This is a genomic window from Nocardioidaceae bacterium SCSIO 66511 (assembly GCA_023100825.1).
Taxonomy (GTDB): domain Bacteria; phylum Actinomycetota; class Actinomycetes; order Propionibacteriales; family Nocardioidaceae; genus Solicola.
Genome location: CP095846.1, coordinates 1,375,542 through 1,390,729, shown reverse-complemented (window position 1 = coordinate 1,390,729; position 15,188 = coordinate 1,375,542). Strand labels below are relative to the sequence as shown.

Here is a 15,188-nt window from a genome sequence, read left to right as displayed (position 1 = left end):
TTCCTGTGGGTCAGCCTCCGGCGACGGCGGGCAGGATCACCACGACATCGCCGTCGGAGAGCTCGCTGTCGAGGCCGCCGCTGAAACGTACGTCTTCGTCGTTGACGTAGACATTGACGAACCGGCGCAGCTTCTCGCCCTCGATGAGGCGCTCCTTGATGCCGCTGTGGTTGCTCTCGACGTCATCGATGAGCTCGGTCAGGGTCGAACCGTTGCCGGACACGACCTTCTGCCCGTCGGTGTAGGTGCGCAGAATCGTCGGTACGCGGACCTCGATGGCCATGGGATCTCCTCGCTGTTTGCAGTCGTCAGGTTCAACGGCTCGAGTCGGGTGCTGATTCCTCGACCGCCTCGTCGTACGCGGAGACGACGGTCACGTCCTCTTCGGTGACCTCACCGTCGACGATGCGGTACGAACGGAACGGCGCCGGCCCCTCGTCGTTGCCGCACTCGGCGGTCGAAACCAGCACGTAATGCGCCCCGGGCTCCTGCGCGAGGTCGATGTCGGTGCGCGACGGGTACGCCTCGGTTGCGGTGTGCGAGTGGTAGATGACGACGGGCTCCTCGTCGCGATCGTCCATCTCAAGGTAGAGCTTGAGCAGATCGGTCGAGTCGAACTCGTAGAACGTCGGCGACATCGCGGCGTTCAGCATCGGCACGTGGCGGGTCGGCAGATCGGAACCGGCCGCTCCGGCGACGACTCCACAGGCCTCGTCGGGGTGGTCGCGGCGGGCGTGCGCGACGATCGCGTCGTACGTCGCCTGGTCGATGGTGAGCACGGTACGAGCGTAGGCAGAGCTGATTGAGCGAGACGATCGGGTCCGCATCCTGAGACAGCCAGCCGTACGCCCCACCCCGCCCGCTGAGCCGCACGTTTCGGCCCGATTTCTTGCGGATTCGGGGCTGAAACGTGCGGCCCAGCGGGGTTGGGGCCCGGGAGCGCGCGCGTTACTTGCGGTTCTCGCGGAGGACCGCGAGACGGTCGCGGTACTCCTGCTCACCGATGTCGCCGGCCGCGTACCGCTCGGCCAGCATCGACTCCCCCGTGTACGTGCCGCCCGCCCGACGACCGCGGCCGTACCTCGTGATCGCGAAGACGATGCCGGCGATGACGAGCAGCCAGAGGATCGGAAAGATCGGCCACCACGGCCCTGGGCCGTCCCAGTGGTCGTCGTCGGCCAGAACGGTGGTTCCGGTTGCGATGAGGTCGTTCATGGTCGCTCCCTGTGCAGAGTGGATCTGATGTACTCGATCCTCTGCGTTTCCCGGCGCTCAAACATCGCCTCGAGGGCGGGACCCGTACTGCGCCGACAGGCGCACGGCCGCCCCACTCGCGTACGACGCGCGGCGTACGCGTCCCCTAGGTGAGAGTCAGGTACGTACGGCGCGGATGACGTAGCGTTCGTCGTCGATCTCTTCGCCCCACAGGGCAGGATCGTCGAGGCGTTCGGTGACGATGTCGCCGGCGTACGGCGCCAAGAGGTCTGCCACGGCATCTGATTCGAGACCGGCTCCGCTCGACCATGCGCCTTCGACGAGCACGAACCGGCCGCCCGGGCGAAGCGCTTCGTGCCACCGCGCCACAGCCGCCGCAGGATCCGGCAGCGCCCACAGCACATGGCGCACGAGCACCACATCGACCGTGCCGGGAAGCAGCGGCGGGGTCGCCGCATCGCCGACGACGAACCGCACCTTCACTCCGGCGTCGTACGCCTTCTCCTGCGCACGCTCGATCATCGCGTCGGCGAAGTCGACCCCGGTGACCCGGTGACCGAGCTCGGCGGCCAACACCGACAGCGAGCCGGTGCCGCAACCGAGGTCGGCGACATCACTGCGCGTACCCGGCAGCCAGCGCGCCATATGCGAATGCCACGCCGCTCGTACGTCTGCCGGTCGAAGACCGTGATCGGCCTCCTCGTCGTACGTACCGGCGAGCCGGCTCCAGTACGAAGGGGCTGCCCTGCCGGCCATCAGCCGAGCGCCTGCACGAGCGACTCCTGGACGAACCCGAGCCATTCGTAGATGTCGGCCATCAGCGCCACACCTTCGTCCGAGCGGTCCAGCGCTTCTGTTCCGTCGTCGTCGAGCCCGAGGCGCACCGCGACCGAGAGCCTGATGTCGGTCAGCGATCGCAACCATGCTTGGACGGCATCGTCGTCGAGCTCTACCTCGACCTCTTTGACGCTCTGCTCGGAGCCGTCGAGGAGCAGCCCTCCCGCAGACAGGGTCTGTAAGACCGCCGTCGCGTTGTCGATCTTGTTGGAGGCAAGGTCTCGTTCGGTGAACCGGCGGAACTCGGCAGCGCTCTCTTCGTCGTCGCCATACGCATCGGGGAACAGCCGGGCGAGCACGGGATCCTCGGGCGCCGTACGCGGGCCGTCGACATCGAGCTGCGCGAACAACGGATCGGGGGACGCCTCGCTGGGGCCGCTGCGATCACTGACGAGCTCGATCAACTGTGCCTCGAGGTTCGCGAGCATCTCGGCCTCGTGCACGTCGAACACCGCGTAGACGCCGCCGCGCCTACGCCGCCGGAACGGCTTCACTTCTGATCCTTCTGCAACGTTGCCCAGAGTCCGTAGTCGTGCATCGCACGGACATGACGCTCCATCTCCTCGCGTGAACCGGACGACACGACGGCCTTACCGTTGTTGTGTACTTGGAGCATCAGGGTGTTCGCCTTGTCCTGGCTGTAGCCGAAGTACGTGCGGAACACGAACGCGACGTACGACATCAAGTTGACCGGGTCGTTCCAGACGATCGTCATCCACGGCGGGTCGAGCTCGGTGAGCTCATCGCTCTCCGGCTGCTCGACCTCAACGGGGGCTGGACTACTGGTCACGTCTCCATTGTGTATCAGCCGGGTCCGGGCGTACGCACTCCCCCGGTTCGGGCCGACCGGCCTCGGCGTACTCGGCGGGAAGTCGCTACACCAAGTCGACGGTGACACCGGCGGCTCGGACCGCCGCGACCGTCGCGGCGTCGGCGGCGTCGTCGGTGATGAGCCGGTCGATCTCACCGATCGGGCAGATCTCGGCCAGCGCGGTACGCGTGAGCTTCTCGTGCGTCGCGACCACGACGACCTCACCGGCGCGCGACACCATCTCGGCGCTGATACCGGCCTCTCCGAGGTGTCGGCATTGTGCACCGCCGTCGACGGTGAGCGCGTCGACGCCGAGCAGCAAGAGATCCAACCGCAGCTTGTCGAGTACGCGAGAGGCGTACGGCCCGTACAGCTCGTACGACTCGGCACGTGCCATCCCGCCGATGCAGATCGTACGAAGGTGCGGCCGCAACACCAGCTCGGTGGCGATGTTCAGCGCGTTCGTGACGAGCGTGACCTGGTCGTCCTCGCTCTGGGTCACCAGCGACTCGCGAATCGACAGTGCCCGGGCCGCCGCAGTGGTGGTCGTGCCGCCGTTGATGCCTACCACGCTGCCGATCGAGACGAGCTCCGCCGCGGCATCGGCAACGCGCTGCTTGTGCGCAGGAGTCGACGTCGCGCGGTACCGCGCCGGCAGTTCGTACGCAACCGACGTCGCGACGATGCCGCCGTGCGTACGGGTGGCGAGCTGCTGATCGGCGAGCGCTGCGAAGTCACGTCGGATCGTGGCCGCCGAGACACCCAGCTCGCGCGCGGCTTCGTCGACGCCGAGCCGGGTGCGTTCGGCGACGAGGTCGAGCAGCCGACGCCAGCGCTCTGCCCGCCCACCGCCTTCGGCCTCGGTCATATCGTCATCGCCCGCTCATTTCACGCTGCCGGCGGTGAGCCCCGCGATCAGTCGGCGCTCGATCAGGGCAAACAGGATCACCACCGGAACGATGCTCACGATCGAGATGCCGAACACGTACTGCCATGCGGTCTCGTACTGCCCGACGAACTTCGTCAGCGCGACCGACAGCGGTTGGTTCTCGTCGGTCGTCAGGATCACCAGGCTCGCGGCGAACTCGTTCCAGCACGCGACGACCGTGAAGATGGTCGCGGTGACGATGCCCGGCCAGACCAACGGCAGGGTGATCCGGCGCAGGATCTGCAGCCGGTTCAGTCCGTCCAGCGCCGCGGCCTCCTCGATCTCCTCTGGCACCGAGGAGAAGAAGCTGTGCAGGATCCACACGGCGAACGACAGGTTGAACGCGCCGTTCACGAGGATCATCGCCAGCCAGGTGTCCTGGATGCCGAACTCGAGGAACTCCCGCAGCAGCCCTGCTGCCAGCACCGTCGGCTGCAGCATCTGGGTGGCGAGTACGAGTAGCAGGAACGCCATCCGACCGGGGAAGCGCCTTCGCGCCGTGTGGTACGCGGCGGGGACGGCGACCGCCAGCACGAGCAGCGTCGCGCACAGTGTGATGACGATCGTGCTGACCAGGTTGAACGGCAGCGGCGTCTCCGGCGTCGACCACATGTCGACGTAGTTCTCCGGATGCCACTCCTCTGGCAGGTACGTCGCTGGTACGCGCAGCACCTCGGGCCGGCTCTTGAACGAGCCGACGACCATCACGATGTAGGGCACCAGGAAGACGACCGCGAGCACAACACCGATCGCGGTGAGACCCCAGCGCCTACGCTTACCGCGCGTCGGGGTCTCGGCCGTGGTGTTGGACGTACGCGCGTCGGACTCAGGCGCCGCGGTCGTTGCCGCCGTGGACATCAGTCCTCCCTCATCGGCCGGGCGACCTTGAGATACACGGCGATGATCACGATGATCAGCGCGAAGTTGAACACGCTCATCGCGGCCGCGGTGTCGACCTGCTGGCTGGTGCGGATCAGCTTGAACGTCAGCGTGGTCGTCGTATCGGCCTTGTTGCCCGCAATGCTGCCGGTCAGTACCCACAGGATCGGCAGCGAGTTGAACACGTTGATGATGTTGATGATCACGGCGACCGCGAGCGCCGGTCGCAGCTGCGGCAGAATCACATCACGGTAGCGCTGCCACGAGTTCGCGCCGTCGACGTCTGCGGCATCGAGCACTTCGTCCGGGATGCCCTGGAGCCCCGCGAGCAAGGTGTACGTCGTGAACGGAATCGACACGAACACCGCCACGATGATCGACACGATGAATGCCGGCATCGGGTTCTTGGTGAACCCGTAACCATCATCGAGAAGTCCGATGTCGGTGAAGAAGCGATTCGCTATGCCCACATTGGGATCGAGCATGTAGTACACGACGGTCGACGTCATGACGACCGACGCCGCCCACGGCACGAGCACCGCGAGCCGGATGGCGCGGCGGCCCGGGAAGTCCTTGTTCAGGAACTGCGCCAGTGCCATCGACAGCAGGACGGTGATCGCGACGACCGCGACCACCCAGACGCCGGTGTTGACGAGGATTCGTACGAGGCCGTCGATCGCGAACAGGTTCGAGTAGTTCTCGAGGCCTGCGGACCCGCGGTCGATCCCGTACGGAGACAGGTCGCGGGTCGAGGTCCAGATCATGAACCCCGCGGGGAACAGGACGATCGCGGCGATCAGGACTATCGCCGGGCCGATCCACGGCAGTGCCGAGACACTGCCGCGGATGCCGCCGGTTTGGCGAGCCATCGCCGCCTACCTCCTAGCGAGCAGGTGCGTCGGGCGGTCGGTCACGAACCGCTCTCGGCAGCCTCGGCGATCTTGCCGAGTACGTCGGCCGGGTCAGCACCTTGGCCGATCGTGCCGATCTGCTGCTGCATCGCGCCCTGCGCGGCGGGCCACGCGGGGTTGTTGCTCGGGTAGAACTTCGCATCCGACAGCGTCGCGAGGAACGGCTTGATCGCCGGGTCGTCGGACAGCTCCTTGCCGGCCGACTTCGTGATCGGGATGAAGCCCTCGGTCTTCACGAAGTTCGCATAGACCTTTGCCGAGTAGAAGTAGTCGAGGAACGAGCGAATTGCGTCCTGCTTGGCGCTGTCGCCCTTGTCGAACGCCATCAGGTGATCGGCGACGCCGAGCGTGACCGAATCGCCGCTCTCGGTGGGGATCGGGGCGATGCCGTAGTTCAGGTCGGGGTAGTCGGCCTCGATCTGACCGACGATCGGCGGAAGCCCCTCGGCCATGGCGATCTTGCCCTGCATGAAGACGTTGAGCATCGGCGTACGGTCGGTTGCGCCCGGGTCGTCCTGGGTCGCACCCGCATCGATCATCTTCTGCATCTGCTCGACGCCGGCGAGGTTCTCATCGGTGTCGATGGTCAACTCGTCGGTGTCGCCCCAGGATCCGCCGGCGCCGAAGGTCCAGATCGACGTCTCCGCCTGGGCCTCCTCATTGCCGAGCGGCATGCCGTAGCCACCGACAACACCGTCCAGCTTGGACAGCTTCTCCGCATCGGTCAGCAGCTCGTCCCAGGTCTTCGGCGGCGTCTTGATGCCCGCCTGCTTGAAGAGATCCTTGTTGTAGAAGAGCGCGCGAGTCGATGCGAACAACGGCATCCCGTACATCGTGCCGTCGAGCGAGGCGTTCTCGGCGAACGCCGGCTCGATGTCGTCTACGGTTTCCGACGACAGGACGTCCTCGGCCTTGTAGAGCAGGTCGTCGTTGGCAAAGCTCGCGTACGCGTCGATGTTCAGGATGTCGGGGGTCGTATCGGGCGACTGCAGCTTCGTACGCACCACATCGTTGATGTTGTCCCACGACTGCATCTCGAGGTCGACGCTGATGTCGGGGTTGTCGGCCTCGAAGCCCTTGATGATCTCTTCCCACAACGGCTTCGTGTTGTCGCTGTACTGCGGTACCAAGAACGAGATGGTGGTGCCGTCGCCCGAGTCTCCGCCGCCGCCCTCGTCGTCACCGCCGAATCCACAGCCGGCCGCCACCAGCGCGAGCGCCAGCCCGCCTGCGAGCAACCGACCGGAACGCTTGAGTCCTCGGGTCACGTGCCTGTCCTTCCGCCACCCGCGCACATCTGCGCGAGTCCGATTGAATCCATGGGCATACGAGCACAATCTCGCAGGCTGGGGAGGATTCTGCTCGCGTCATTCGGACCCGTCAAGAGGCCGTTACGCAATCGTCGCCGGCCGCTGCGTAGACCAATTCCGCAACCGCGTACCGCTCGCCGGCGTGTACCGCCCAAAACCTACCGCGCCCAGTTTGTATCTATCGCGCACCGGCACGAACCTATGGGAGCTATGTGCGATAGATGCAAAACGACGTGGACCACCAGTGCGCAAGTATGCGCGATATCCGACCTGTATTGACAGACTCAATCAGAGTGACTCACAGTTGGGCCGTGCCTGAGACCTTCCTCGAAGCCGAGATCTCCACCCAGCCCGACGACTGGCGCCGCGCCGCCGAGGTCGCGCGTACGTACGCCGATCTGCTCCCGAAGCCCGGTGAACGCGTCGCCGTGATCGGCTGCGGTACGTCGCTGTACATGGCGCGCGCGTTCGCCGCCCTGCGCGAGTCCGCGGGACAGGGGTTGACCGACGCTTGGCCCGCGAGTGAGGCGCGGCTCGGCCGCGAGTACGACCGGATCATCGCCATCACCCGCTCGGGTACGACGACCGAGGTGCTCGATGCGCTGCGCGGATACGACGGCGCCGCCCGCACGACCGTCTTCTGCTCCAGTCCCGGTACGCCCGTGCTCGAGCTTGCCGACCCGATCCTGATCAACGACGTCGACGAGCAGTCCGTCGTACAGACCAGGTTCGCGACCACGACGCTCGCGATCCTGCGATGGCACCTCGGCGAGGACCTCGCCCCGGTCATCGCGCAGGCGGAGCAGGCGCTCGCGGCCGACCCCGCGCCGAGCGCCCTTCGTACTGCCGAGCAGTTCACCTTCGTCGGTATGGGCCTCGGTGCGGCACTCGCCGAAGAGTGTGCGCTGAAGCTCCGCGAGTCCTGCCAGGGCTGGACGGAGGCGTACCACGCGACCGAGTACCGGCACGGCCCGATCAGCATCAGTGCGCCCGGCCGAGTCGTCTGGGCACTCGGTCCGCTCGTCGCCAACTTCGCGCGCGACGTCGCTGCGACCGGAGCCCACCTCGAGCACGGCGACCTCGACCCGATGGTCGAGCTCGTACGCCTGCAGCGACTCTGTGTCGTACGCGCGGCCGATGCCGGCCTCGACCCGGACAACCCACGCAACCTGAGTCGCTCTATCATCCTCGAACCGTGACCTCCGACAGCTCTGAGCGCGCACTCGTGCTCGCCGTCGACGTCGGCGGTACGACGATCAAGTCCGAGGTCGTCGACGCTGCCGGCTCCGTCGTGGCGTCCTCCCGCGTGCCGACTCCACACGGCGTCGCGGCCCTCGATGCGATCACCGATGCCGGAGCGGGCCTGATCGCCTCACTGCCCGCAGCTGACCGCGATCGCGTCGACCGCGCCGCGGTCGGACTACCGGGGATCGTCGACCGTACGAACGGGGTCGGCGTGTTGTCGGGCAACGTCGGTTGGCGCGACCTTCAGATCGCCGAACCCCTTCGTACGCGATGGAAGCTGCCGGTCGTGATCGACCACGACGTCACGCTTGCGGGCTGGGCCGAGTGGCTTCGTGGCGCCGGGCGAGGAGTCGACGACATCTGCTTCGTCTCGATCGGCACCGGCATCGCCGCGACCTCGGTTGTCGGCGGCCGGCTCGTACGCGGAGGTCTGAGCCAAGGCGGCGAGCTCGGACACACGCCGAGTCGCAGCGGTAGCCGCCCGTGTGGCTGCGGCGCCCGCGGCTGCCTGGAGACCATCGCATCGGCGTCGGCGATCGAGCAGGCATACGCAGAGCGCACCGGCTCCGCACGAGTTCCTGCCGAGGACGTGATCGCCCGCCGCACCGCAGACCCGATCGCCGATGACGTGTGGACCGAGGCGATCGACGCACTCGCCGACGGTCTCGTCCACCTCACGCATGCGATCAGCCCGAGTCGGATCGTGCTCGGCGGCGGGCTCTCCGGCGCTGGAGAAGTGCTCACCTCCGCAGTCCACGAAGCACTCGCGAAGTGCACCCGCGTCGTCGGCGTACCCGAGGTCGTGACGGGCCAGTTCGGCGCACGTGCGGGGATCGTCGGGGTTGCCCTCCTGGCCAGAGCCGGCTCGACAGACAATGAAGTATGACGACTGCATGCGACCCGAACCACGTCGAGACCACCCGATGAACGCGGAGCCGATCCGATGACCATGCCGTTACGGGGTCGCGTCGTCACGCCGGAGTCCGTCATCGACGACGGTGTCGTCGAGGTCGACGGTGATCGGATCGTCGCGGTGTTGCCCGCCTCGGCATGGAACGACGAACACCCGGGCACCACACTGCCCGACCCGATGGGCACGCTGCTCCCCGGCCTCGTCGACATGCACTGCCACGGTGGCGGCGGCGCGCGCTTCACGACCACTGACCCGACCGAGGCGACTGCGGCGGCCGAGCACCATCACCGCCACGGTACGACGAGTGTCGTGGCGAGTCTGGTCACCGCTTCGGCCGACGATCTCGTCGCACAGGTGGCGGCGTTGGCGCCCCTCGTACGCGCGGGCGTGGTGGCGGGCGTACACCTCGAAGGTCCGTTCCTGTCCGAGGTTCGTTGTGGAGCTCAGGATCCGGCCCAGATCATCGACCCCGACCCCGCGGTTGCGAGCCGAATCCTCGATGCCGCCGACGGCACCGTTTCGATGATGACGATCGCTCCGGAGCGGCCCGGCTACGAACGTACGGCGAAGGTGCTGCACGACCGCGACGTCACCGTGGCTCTCGGGCACAGCGATGCCGACTACGACTCATTCGCCGCGGCCATCGACGCCCTCGAAGGAGACGCCGTCGTCACCCATCTCGCGAACGGGATGCCGCCGTTCCACCATCGCGCCACCGGTCCGGTCGGAGCGTCGCTGGTCGCCGCGTCGACCGGCAATGCAGTGATCGAGCTGATCGCCGACGGACAACACCTCGATGCCGGCTTCGTCCGGCTCGCGTTCTCGATCGCCCGAGGTCAGATCGCGCTGGTGACCGATGCGATGGCCGCCGCGGGCATGGCCGACGGCGAGTACGAGCTCGGCGGTCAGCGGGTCGGCGTACGCGACGGTCTCGCCCGGCTCGTTGACGACGACGGCGAGTTCGGCTCGATCGCGGGAGGTACGAGCCGGCTGATCGAGAACGTCGCTCGCTGCGTCAACGAGATCGGCGTCCCACTGATCGACGCCGTGCGCGCCGCGAGTCATACCCCGGCCCGCGCGATCGGCGTCGACGACAGCCACGGCGCGCTGCTCCCCGGCCGCGTCGCGGATGTGCTCGTCACCGACCACCGGCTCACCGTCCAGCGCGTGATGCGACAGGGCCAGTGGCTCACTTCCTGACGGTCACTCCGAACCCCGCGTACGACGTGACGTACGTCGTGCCGGGAGTCGAGCTCGGTAAGGTGCATCGGGTCGCCGAGGTACAAGAGCGCGCCGGCGGCAAAGGCATCAACGTTGCCCGGGTGCTCGGCCAGTTCGGCGAAGACGTGCATGCGTTGGGCTTTGGCGATGCCGGCTTCGCCGCGGCGCTCGACGCCGACGGCATCTCCAACGAGCTGATCGACGCACTCCCCCGCGTACGCCGGACCCTCGTCGTGCACGGAGCCGAGACCACTGCCTTCTGGGAGCGCGGGCACGAGCTCGAGCCAGGTGCCGATGACGCGCTGGCCGAGCAGGTCGAGGCGGCGCTCGTCGATGCGCGTGGACTCGTCGTATCCGGCAGCCTGCCCGGTGGAGCGGATCCTGGCCTGCCGGCACGGCTCGCGAGACTCGCAGTCGCGGCGGGCGTACCCGTCGTGGTCGACGCCGACGGCGAGGCGCTGAGGCTGGCAGCTCGCGTACCCGGCGTAGTGCTGATGCCCAACGCCGACGAGGTACGAGCCCTGGCACCCGATACGGACGACTGGCTCGACGCCTGCAGATCGGTCGTGGACGCCGGCGTACGCGCCGTGATCGCGACTCGCGGTGCCGAGGGGATGACCGCCGTCACCGCGGATGAGGTACGGCATGCAACACCGGCTCGACGCGTCGACGGCAACCCGACCGGCGCGGGAGACGCCGCCGCGGCAGCAGTCATCTCCCAGCTCGCGCGCGACTCTGACGACTGGCATACGCTGCTCGTCGACGCGGTGGCGACCTCGGGAGCAGCCGTCGTCGCACCTGTGGCCGGCCAGATCGACGCTGCGGTGCGCGCGAGTCTCCGCACCGGTATCACCACGCAACGTGACGAGGAGAGAACCTGATGCCCCTCACTCCGTTGGCCGATCTCATCGGCAAGTCCGCGCCTGGAGCTCTCGGCGCATTCAACGTCATCCAGCTCGAACACGCCGAAGCGATCGTCGCGGGCGCCGAGGCGGCCGGACGCCCCGTGGTGCTTCAGGTTTCGGAGAACACCGCGCGATACCACCGCGGACTCGAGCCGATTCTGCGGGCCTGTCTTGCCGTCGCCGAGTCGAGCAGCGCCGCGGTCACCGTGCATCTTGATCACGCAACGTCGACGGCTCTCGTTGAGGAAGCGGTACGGATCGGCGTGCCCTCGGTGATGTTCGACGCGTCTGCGCTGTCGCACGACGCGAACGTCGCCGCGACCCGCGACGTCGTCGGCTACTGCCATGCCCGGGACGTGTCGGTCGAGGCCGAGCTCGGTGAGGTCGGCGGCAAGGACGGCGTCCATGCCCCGGGCGTACGCACCGATCCGCAGGATGCGGCAGCGTACGTCGCGGCGACGGATGTCGATGCACTTGCGGTCGCGGTCGGTTCGTCGCATGCGATGCTCACTCGCGATGCAGTACTGGACGATGATCTGATCGCACGGCTCGCGACGACCGTCGATGTGCCGCTGGTGTTGCACGGATCGTCCGGCGTACCCGACGACGGACTCGTGTCGGCCGTACGTCACGGCATGCGCAAGATCAACATCGCGACCCAGCTGAACAAGCGGTTCACCGCCGCCGTACGCGAGGCACTTACCGACGACGATCTGGTCGACCCCCGCAAGTATCTCGGCCCGGGGCGCGAAGCAGTCGCCGCCGAGGTCGAGCGGCTTCTCCGGCTATTGGCGTAACTCTCCGGCGTCAATCCCGCTACGCTGCGGCGATGGCAAACCTCTTTCTACGTGGCGCGTACGTATGGGGTCACGGCGCGATCGGCAACGTTCTCATCCGCGACGGAGTGATCGATGCCGTCGGCCGGGTGGAACCCCCTACCGACGCCGAAACCCTCGACGTGACCGGGCAGGTGCTGCTGCCGACCTTCGTCGAGGCTCACTGCCATCTCGACAAGACTCTCTACGGCGGACCTTGGGTGCCGCACTCGGCGGGCGACGCGCTCGCCGAGCGCATCTCCAACGACCGCGACCGGCGCGGCGAGCTCGCCATCCCGTCGGTCGAGCGGATCGTCGCGCTGCTGGAGACGATGGCGTCGTACGGCACGACGCACGCGCGTACGCACACCGACGTCGACCCCGACGTGGGTCTGCGCGGTATCGAGGCCGTGCGCGAAGGCGTCGATCGGGTCGGCACTGTCGAGGTACAGCAGGTCGCGTTCCCGCAACACGGGATACTCGCGACACCGGGGACCGAAGCCCTGTTGGCCGCGGCTGCCGACGCCGGTGTCGAGGCGATCGGCGGCATCGACCCTGCGGGCATGGATCGCGACCCAGTACGCCACCTCGACATCGTGTTCGGTATCGCCGAGCGACACGATCTCGCTGTCGACATCCACCTTCACGACGGCGGCACGCTCGGCGCGTGGGAGCTCGAGCTCATCGCCGAACGGACGAAGGCCCTGTCGCTGGGCGGGCGGGTCGCAGTCAGCCATGCGTACGCCTTCGGCGATCTCGACGATCGTCAGCAGAACTCGATCGCCGACGTGCTCGCCGAGGCCGGGGTGGCGATCGTGACCGGAGCCGTCTACAGCTTCCCCGTACCACCGGTGAAGACGCTCCGCAGTACGGGCGTCACGGTCGCGTGCGGGCACGACGGCATCCGCGACCTCTGGGGCCCGTACGGCAGCGGCGACATGCTCGAACGCGCCATGCACCTCGCGTACCGGAGCACGTTCCGGCGCGACCCCGACATCGAGCTTGCCTTGGAGGCGGCGACTCTCGGCGGCCGGCGGCTGCTCGGTATTGACGACCGCGGCATCGCTACGGGGGCGCCCGCGGATCTGGTCGCGGTGCCGGTCACCACACCGGCCGAGGCCGTGGTGACGCATCCGGCCGAGCGGACCGTGATCCGCGCGGGGCGAGTCGCGTAGCCGTCATCGCTACGCGATCCTGCGGATCGCCCTTGTTGGTACGACGCAACCTACTGGCGCACGTTCTTGTACTGGGCTGCCTGCTTGGCGAGGTAAGTACGCAGCGCCGGGCCGGAGATGGCCTTCGCGGTGTACGCGTTCTTGGTGAGGAACTGCTGGTACTCACCGGATGATGCGGCCTCCTTGAACGCATCGCGCAGCGTACGGACGCCCTCTTCGCTCGTGCCCTTCGGTGCGACGACGACATTGTCGACACCGAAGGCGATGTCGTATCCGCTGCTGCGCATCGTCGGCGCATCGGGGAAGGCATCGATCGGCTTGGGCGTGAAGACTCCCAGAACCCGGATGTCACCGGACTGCTCGGGCCCGATCGCCGCGGCCGCAGTCGTGACCGTGACATCTGCCTTACCGCGGACCAGCGCTTGTACGGACTCCTTGTCGTCGGCGAACCGTTTCTGCACGATGTCGGCGCCCGACTTCTTCGCGAACATCGCCGCGTCGACGCCCTGCGGGGTCTGTCGCCCGGTGCTCGCCACCTTGGTGGTCAGCTCCTTGGAGATGGCGACGAGGTCGCGCAGCTTGTCGTACGAAGCATCCTGCTCGACGGCGAGTACGACCGGCTGCGACGACGTCAGCAACACCGGCTCGAAATCATCGAGGCCGTAGCCGACCTCGGACACCTGCGGTTGGAGCGTCAATGCGGAGCTCGGAGCCACGCCGACCGTCAGTCCGTCGGCCTCGGCCTCGGCGACCGCCGCCAGCGGGGCCGCGGCGTCACCGTTGCTGAGGCTGGACTCCCCGCCGAGAGCGGGCCCGGTCTGGTCGACGAGCGCCTTGGCGCCGGCGGCGCCGGGCGAACCGGGCGCGTACGCGTTGACGACTTCGACGGTCGTGTCACCGTCGGATGCGCGCGGATCGTCCTCATCGGACGCGCATGCCGTCATCACCAGGGCCACCGCCGCGATCGCAGCGACCTGCCTCGGTCGGATCATCGGGTCCTCCCACCTCGTCGTCGTACCCACCTATCAGCCTAATGGCACCGCTCAGTATCGGTTCGAATGCGCCGAACTCTGCCCGGACGGGCACCGGCATATCGTCGGACCATGTCGTCATCGACGCAGTTCACGTTGACCCAGCTGCGCTACTTCGCCGCGGTTGCCGACGCAGAAAGTATGACCGCCGCCGCACGCGAGCTGCTGATCACGCAGTCTGCGCTTTCGACGGCGATGTCTCAACTCGAGCGGGCGCTCGGCGTACAGCTGTTCATGCGACAGAGCACCCGCGCGCTCCGGCTGACCGCCGCCGGCGCCCAGTTCGCACGCGACCTCGCCGTCTTCCTCGAGCACGCCGACTCGCTGTACGAAGCCGCACAAGGGCTCGCGAAGTCACCCGTCGGCGTGCTTTCGGTCGGAGTGTTCGGTCCGCTCGCATCCGTACGCCTGCCGCTGATCCTCGATGAGCTGGAGCGACGCTATCCGGAACTCGAGGTGACTATCCACGAATCCGACCTAGCCGATCAGCAGGAGGCGCTTCGCTCCGGCCGTTGCGAGATCGCGCTGACGTACGGTCTCGGTCTGGCTCGCGGCTTCAGCGCCGAGGTGCTGCAGCGCATACCCCCACATGTGATCGTCTCGCGTGAGCACCCGCTCGCGAAGCACCCCGAGACTCCCGTCGCGCTTCGCGAACTCGAGGACGATCCACTCATCTTGCTCGACCTACCGCACAGCCGCGAGTACTACGAGAGCCTGTTCCGGCTCGTCGGAGTGACGCCGAACGTGCGACATCGCCTCGTCGGCTACGAGACGGTGCGCTCGTTCGTCGCCCGCGGGCACGGATACGCGCTACTCAACCAACGCCTCCAGCACGATCTCACCTACACCGGCGACAGCGTGGTGCCGATCCGCCTCGCCGACGAGCTGCCGCCGATCGAGCTGATGCTCGTCCGACCGAGCGACGTACGCCCGACCCGGCGCGCCCTCGCCTTCGAGCAGGTGTGCCGCAGCCTCTACGGCGAGGACTGACC

Annotated in this window: 18 protein-coding genes; 7 read left to right on the top strand and 11 right to left on the bottom strand. The window is 67.4% G+C overall.

From position 1 onward, the window contains the following. Positions 1 to 10: 10 nt before the first annotated feature. The 10 genes from MU582_06455 to MU582_06410 form a co-directional block, all read right to left on the bottom strand. The gene (locus tag MU582_06455) at positions 11 to 283 is read right to left on the bottom strand and encodes a MoaD/ThiS family protein (protein UPK76279.1); all 273 of its coding nucleotides are present in this window, start codon (positions 281 to 283) and stop codon (positions 11 to 13) included. A gap of 31 nt (positions 284 to 314) precedes the next feature. Further along, complete coding sequence (locus tag MU582_06450; GenBank protein UPK76278.1) at positions 315 to 779, bottom strand: M67 family metallopeptidase; 465 nt, start codon at positions 777 to 779, stop codon at positions 315 to 317. A 169-nt stretch (positions 780 to 948) separates the two neighbouring features. Continuing rightward, positions 949 to 1,215, bottom strand: a complete 267-nt coding sequence (locus tag MU582_06445) for a hypothetical protein (protein UPK76277.1) — start codon at positions 1,213 to 1,215, stop codon at positions 949 to 951. 156 nt (positions 1,216 to 1,371) lie between these two features. Beyond that, the gene (locus MU582_06440) at positions 1,372 to 1,971 is read right to left on the bottom strand and encodes a class I SAM-dependent methyltransferase (protein ID UPK76276.1); all 600 of its coding nucleotides are present in this window, start codon (positions 1,969 to 1,971) and stop codon (positions 1,372 to 1,374) included. Further along, positions 1,971 to 2,546: a DUF2017 domain-containing protein gene (locus tag MU582_06435; GenBank protein ID UPK76275.1), complete on the bottom strand. Its 576-nt coding sequence runs from the start codon at positions 2,544 to 2,546 to the stop codon at positions 1,971 to 1,973. The genes MU582_06440 and MU582_06435 overlap by 1 nt, the downstream gene beginning before the upstream one ends. Next, positions 2,543 to 2,767, bottom strand: a complete 225-nt coding sequence (gene clpS, locus MU582_06430) for an ATP-dependent Clp protease adapter ClpS (GenBank protein ID UPK77120.1) — start codon at positions 2,765 to 2,767, stop codon at positions 2,543 to 2,545. The genes MU582_06435 and clpS overlap by 4 nt, the downstream gene beginning before the upstream one ends. 160 nt (positions 2,768 to 2,927) lie before the next feature. Next, complete coding sequence (locus MU582_06425; GenBank protein ID UPK76274.1) at positions 2,928 to 3,731, bottom strand: DeoR/GlpR family DNA-binding transcription regulator; 804 nt, start codon at positions 3,729 to 3,731, stop codon at positions 2,928 to 2,930. 15 nt (positions 3,732 to 3,746) lie between these two features. Then, on the bottom strand, positions 3,747 to 4,649 hold the full coding sequence (locus MU582_06420; GenBank protein UPK76273.1) for a carbohydrate ABC transporter permease: 903 nt from the start codon (positions 4,647 to 4,649) through the stop codon (positions 3,747 to 3,749). Beyond that, positions 4,649 to 5,539 carry a sugar ABC transporter permease gene (locus MU582_06415; GenBank protein UPK76272.1) on the bottom strand — a complete coding sequence of 297 codons (891 nt, stop codon included), beginning with the start codon at positions 5,537 to 5,539 and terminating at the stop codon, positions 4,649 to 4,651. Before MU582_06415 ends, MU582_06420 begins: the two co-directional genes overlap by 1 nt. A gap of 41 nt (positions 5,540 to 5,580) precedes the next feature. Further along, positions 5,581 to 6,849, bottom strand: coding sequence for an extracellular solute-binding protein (locus MU582_06410; protein ID UPK76271.1), 1,269 nt, complete (start codon positions 6,847 to 6,849; stop codon positions 5,581 to 5,583). Between the two features lie 353 nt (positions 6,850 to 7,202). Here MU582_06410 and MU582_06405 point away from each other — a divergent pair, with 353 nt between their 5' ends. Genes MU582_06405 through MU582_06380 form a run of 6 tightly spaced genes read left to right on the top strand, consistent with a single transcriptional unit; the run spans position 7,203 to position 13,165 of the window. After that, on the top strand, positions 7,203 to 8,090 hold the full coding sequence (locus MU582_06405) for an SIS domain-containing protein (GenBank protein UPK76270.1): 888 nt from the start codon (positions 7,203 to 7,205) through the stop codon (positions 8,088 to 8,090). Next, positions 8,087 to 9,022 (top strand): ROK family protein, encoded by a 936-nt coding sequence (locus tag MU582_06400; GenBank protein ID UPK76269.1) that lies wholly within the window; start codon positions 8,087 to 8,089, stop codon positions 9,020 to 9,022. The genes MU582_06405 and MU582_06400 overlap by 4 nt, the downstream gene beginning before the upstream one ends. A gap of 57 nt (positions 9,023 to 9,079) precedes the next feature. Further along, the gene (gene nagA, locus MU582_06395) at positions 9,080 to 10,249 is read left to right on the top strand and encodes an N-acetylglucosamine-6-phosphate deacetylase (protein UPK76268.1); all 1,170 of its coding nucleotides are present in this window, start codon (positions 9,080 to 9,082) and stop codon (positions 10,247 to 10,249) included. After that, the gene (locus MU582_06390; protein UPK76267.1) at positions 10,234 to 11,151 is read left to right on the top strand and encodes a hexose kinase; all 918 of its coding nucleotides are present in this window, start codon (positions 10,234 to 10,236) and stop codon (positions 11,149 to 11,151) included. The genes nagA and MU582_06390 overlap by 16 nt, the downstream gene beginning before the upstream one ends. Next, positions 11,151 to 11,972, top strand: a complete 822-nt coding sequence (locus MU582_06385) for a class II fructose-bisphosphate aldolase (GenBank protein UPK76266.1) — start codon at positions 11,151 to 11,153, stop codon at positions 11,970 to 11,972. The genes MU582_06390 and MU582_06385 overlap by 1 nt, the downstream gene beginning before the upstream one ends. 32 nt (positions 11,973 to 12,004) lie before the next feature. Further along, complete coding sequence (locus MU582_06380) at positions 12,005 to 13,165, top strand: amidohydrolase (GenBank protein ID UPK76265.1); 1,161 nt, start codon at positions 12,005 to 12,007, stop codon at positions 13,163 to 13,165. A gap of 50 nt (positions 13,166 to 13,215) precedes the next feature. On the opposite strand, the gene MU582_06375 is transcribed toward MU582_06380, so the two are convergent. Further along, complete coding sequence (locus MU582_06375; GenBank protein ID UPK76264.1) at positions 13,216 to 14,157, bottom strand: hypothetical protein; 942 nt, start codon at positions 14,155 to 14,157, stop codon at positions 13,216 to 13,218. A 111-nt stretch (positions 14,158 to 14,268) separates the two neighbouring features. On the opposite strand from MU582_06375, the gene MU582_06370 reads away from it, so the two are divergent. Then, entirely contained in the window at positions 14,269 to 15,186 is a 918-nt protein-coding gene (locus tag MU582_06370; protein ID UPK76263.1) for a LysR family transcriptional regulator, read from the top strand. Positions 15,187 to 15,188: the final 2 nt, after the last annotated feature.

Coding starts and splice junctions, on each gene's coding strand:
- nagA (UPK76268.1), top strand. CDS start 9,080: ATGACCATGCCGTTACGGGGTCGCGTCGTCACGCCGGAGTCCGTCATC.
- MU582_06385 (UPK76266.1), top strand. CDS start 11,151: ATGCCCCTCACTCCGTTGGCCGATCTCATCGGCAAGTCCGCGCCTGGA.
- MU582_06370 (UPK76263.1), top strand. CDS start 14,269: ATGTCGTCATCGACGCAGTTCACGTTGACCCAGCTGCGCTACTTCGCC.
- MU582_06415 (UPK76272.1), bottom strand. CDS start 5,539: ATGGCTCGCCAAACCGGCGGCATCCGCGGCAGTGTCTCGGCACTGCCG.
- MU582_06380 (UPK76265.1), top strand. CDS start 12,005: ATGGCAAACCTCTTTCTACGTGGCGCGTACGTATGGGGTCACGGCGCG.
- MU582_06440 (UPK76276.1), bottom strand. CDS start 1,971: ATGGCCGGCAGGGCAGCCCCTTCGTACTGGAGCCGGCTCGCCGGTACG.
- MU582_06445 (UPK76277.1), bottom strand. CDS start 1,215: ATGAACGACCTCATCGCAACCGGAACCACCGTTCTGGCCGACGACGAC.
- MU582_06455 (UPK76279.1), bottom strand. CDS start 283: ATGGCCATCGAGGTCCGCGTACCGACGATTCTGCGCACCTACACCGAC.
- MU582_06420 (UPK76273.1), bottom strand. CDS start 4,649: ATGTCCACGGCGGCAACGACCGCGGCGCCTGAGTCCGACGCGCGTACG.
- MU582_06425 (UPK76274.1), bottom strand. CDS start 3,731: ATGACCGAGGCCGAAGGCGGTGGGCGGGCAGAGCGCTGGCGTCGGCTG.
- MU582_06375 (UPK76264.1), bottom strand. CDS start 14,157: ATGATCCGACCGAGGCAGGTCGCTGCGATCGCGGCGGTGGCCCTGGTG.
- clpS (UPK77120.1), bottom strand. CDS start 2,767: ATGACGATCGTCTGGAACGACCCGGTCAACTTGATGTCGTACGTCGCG.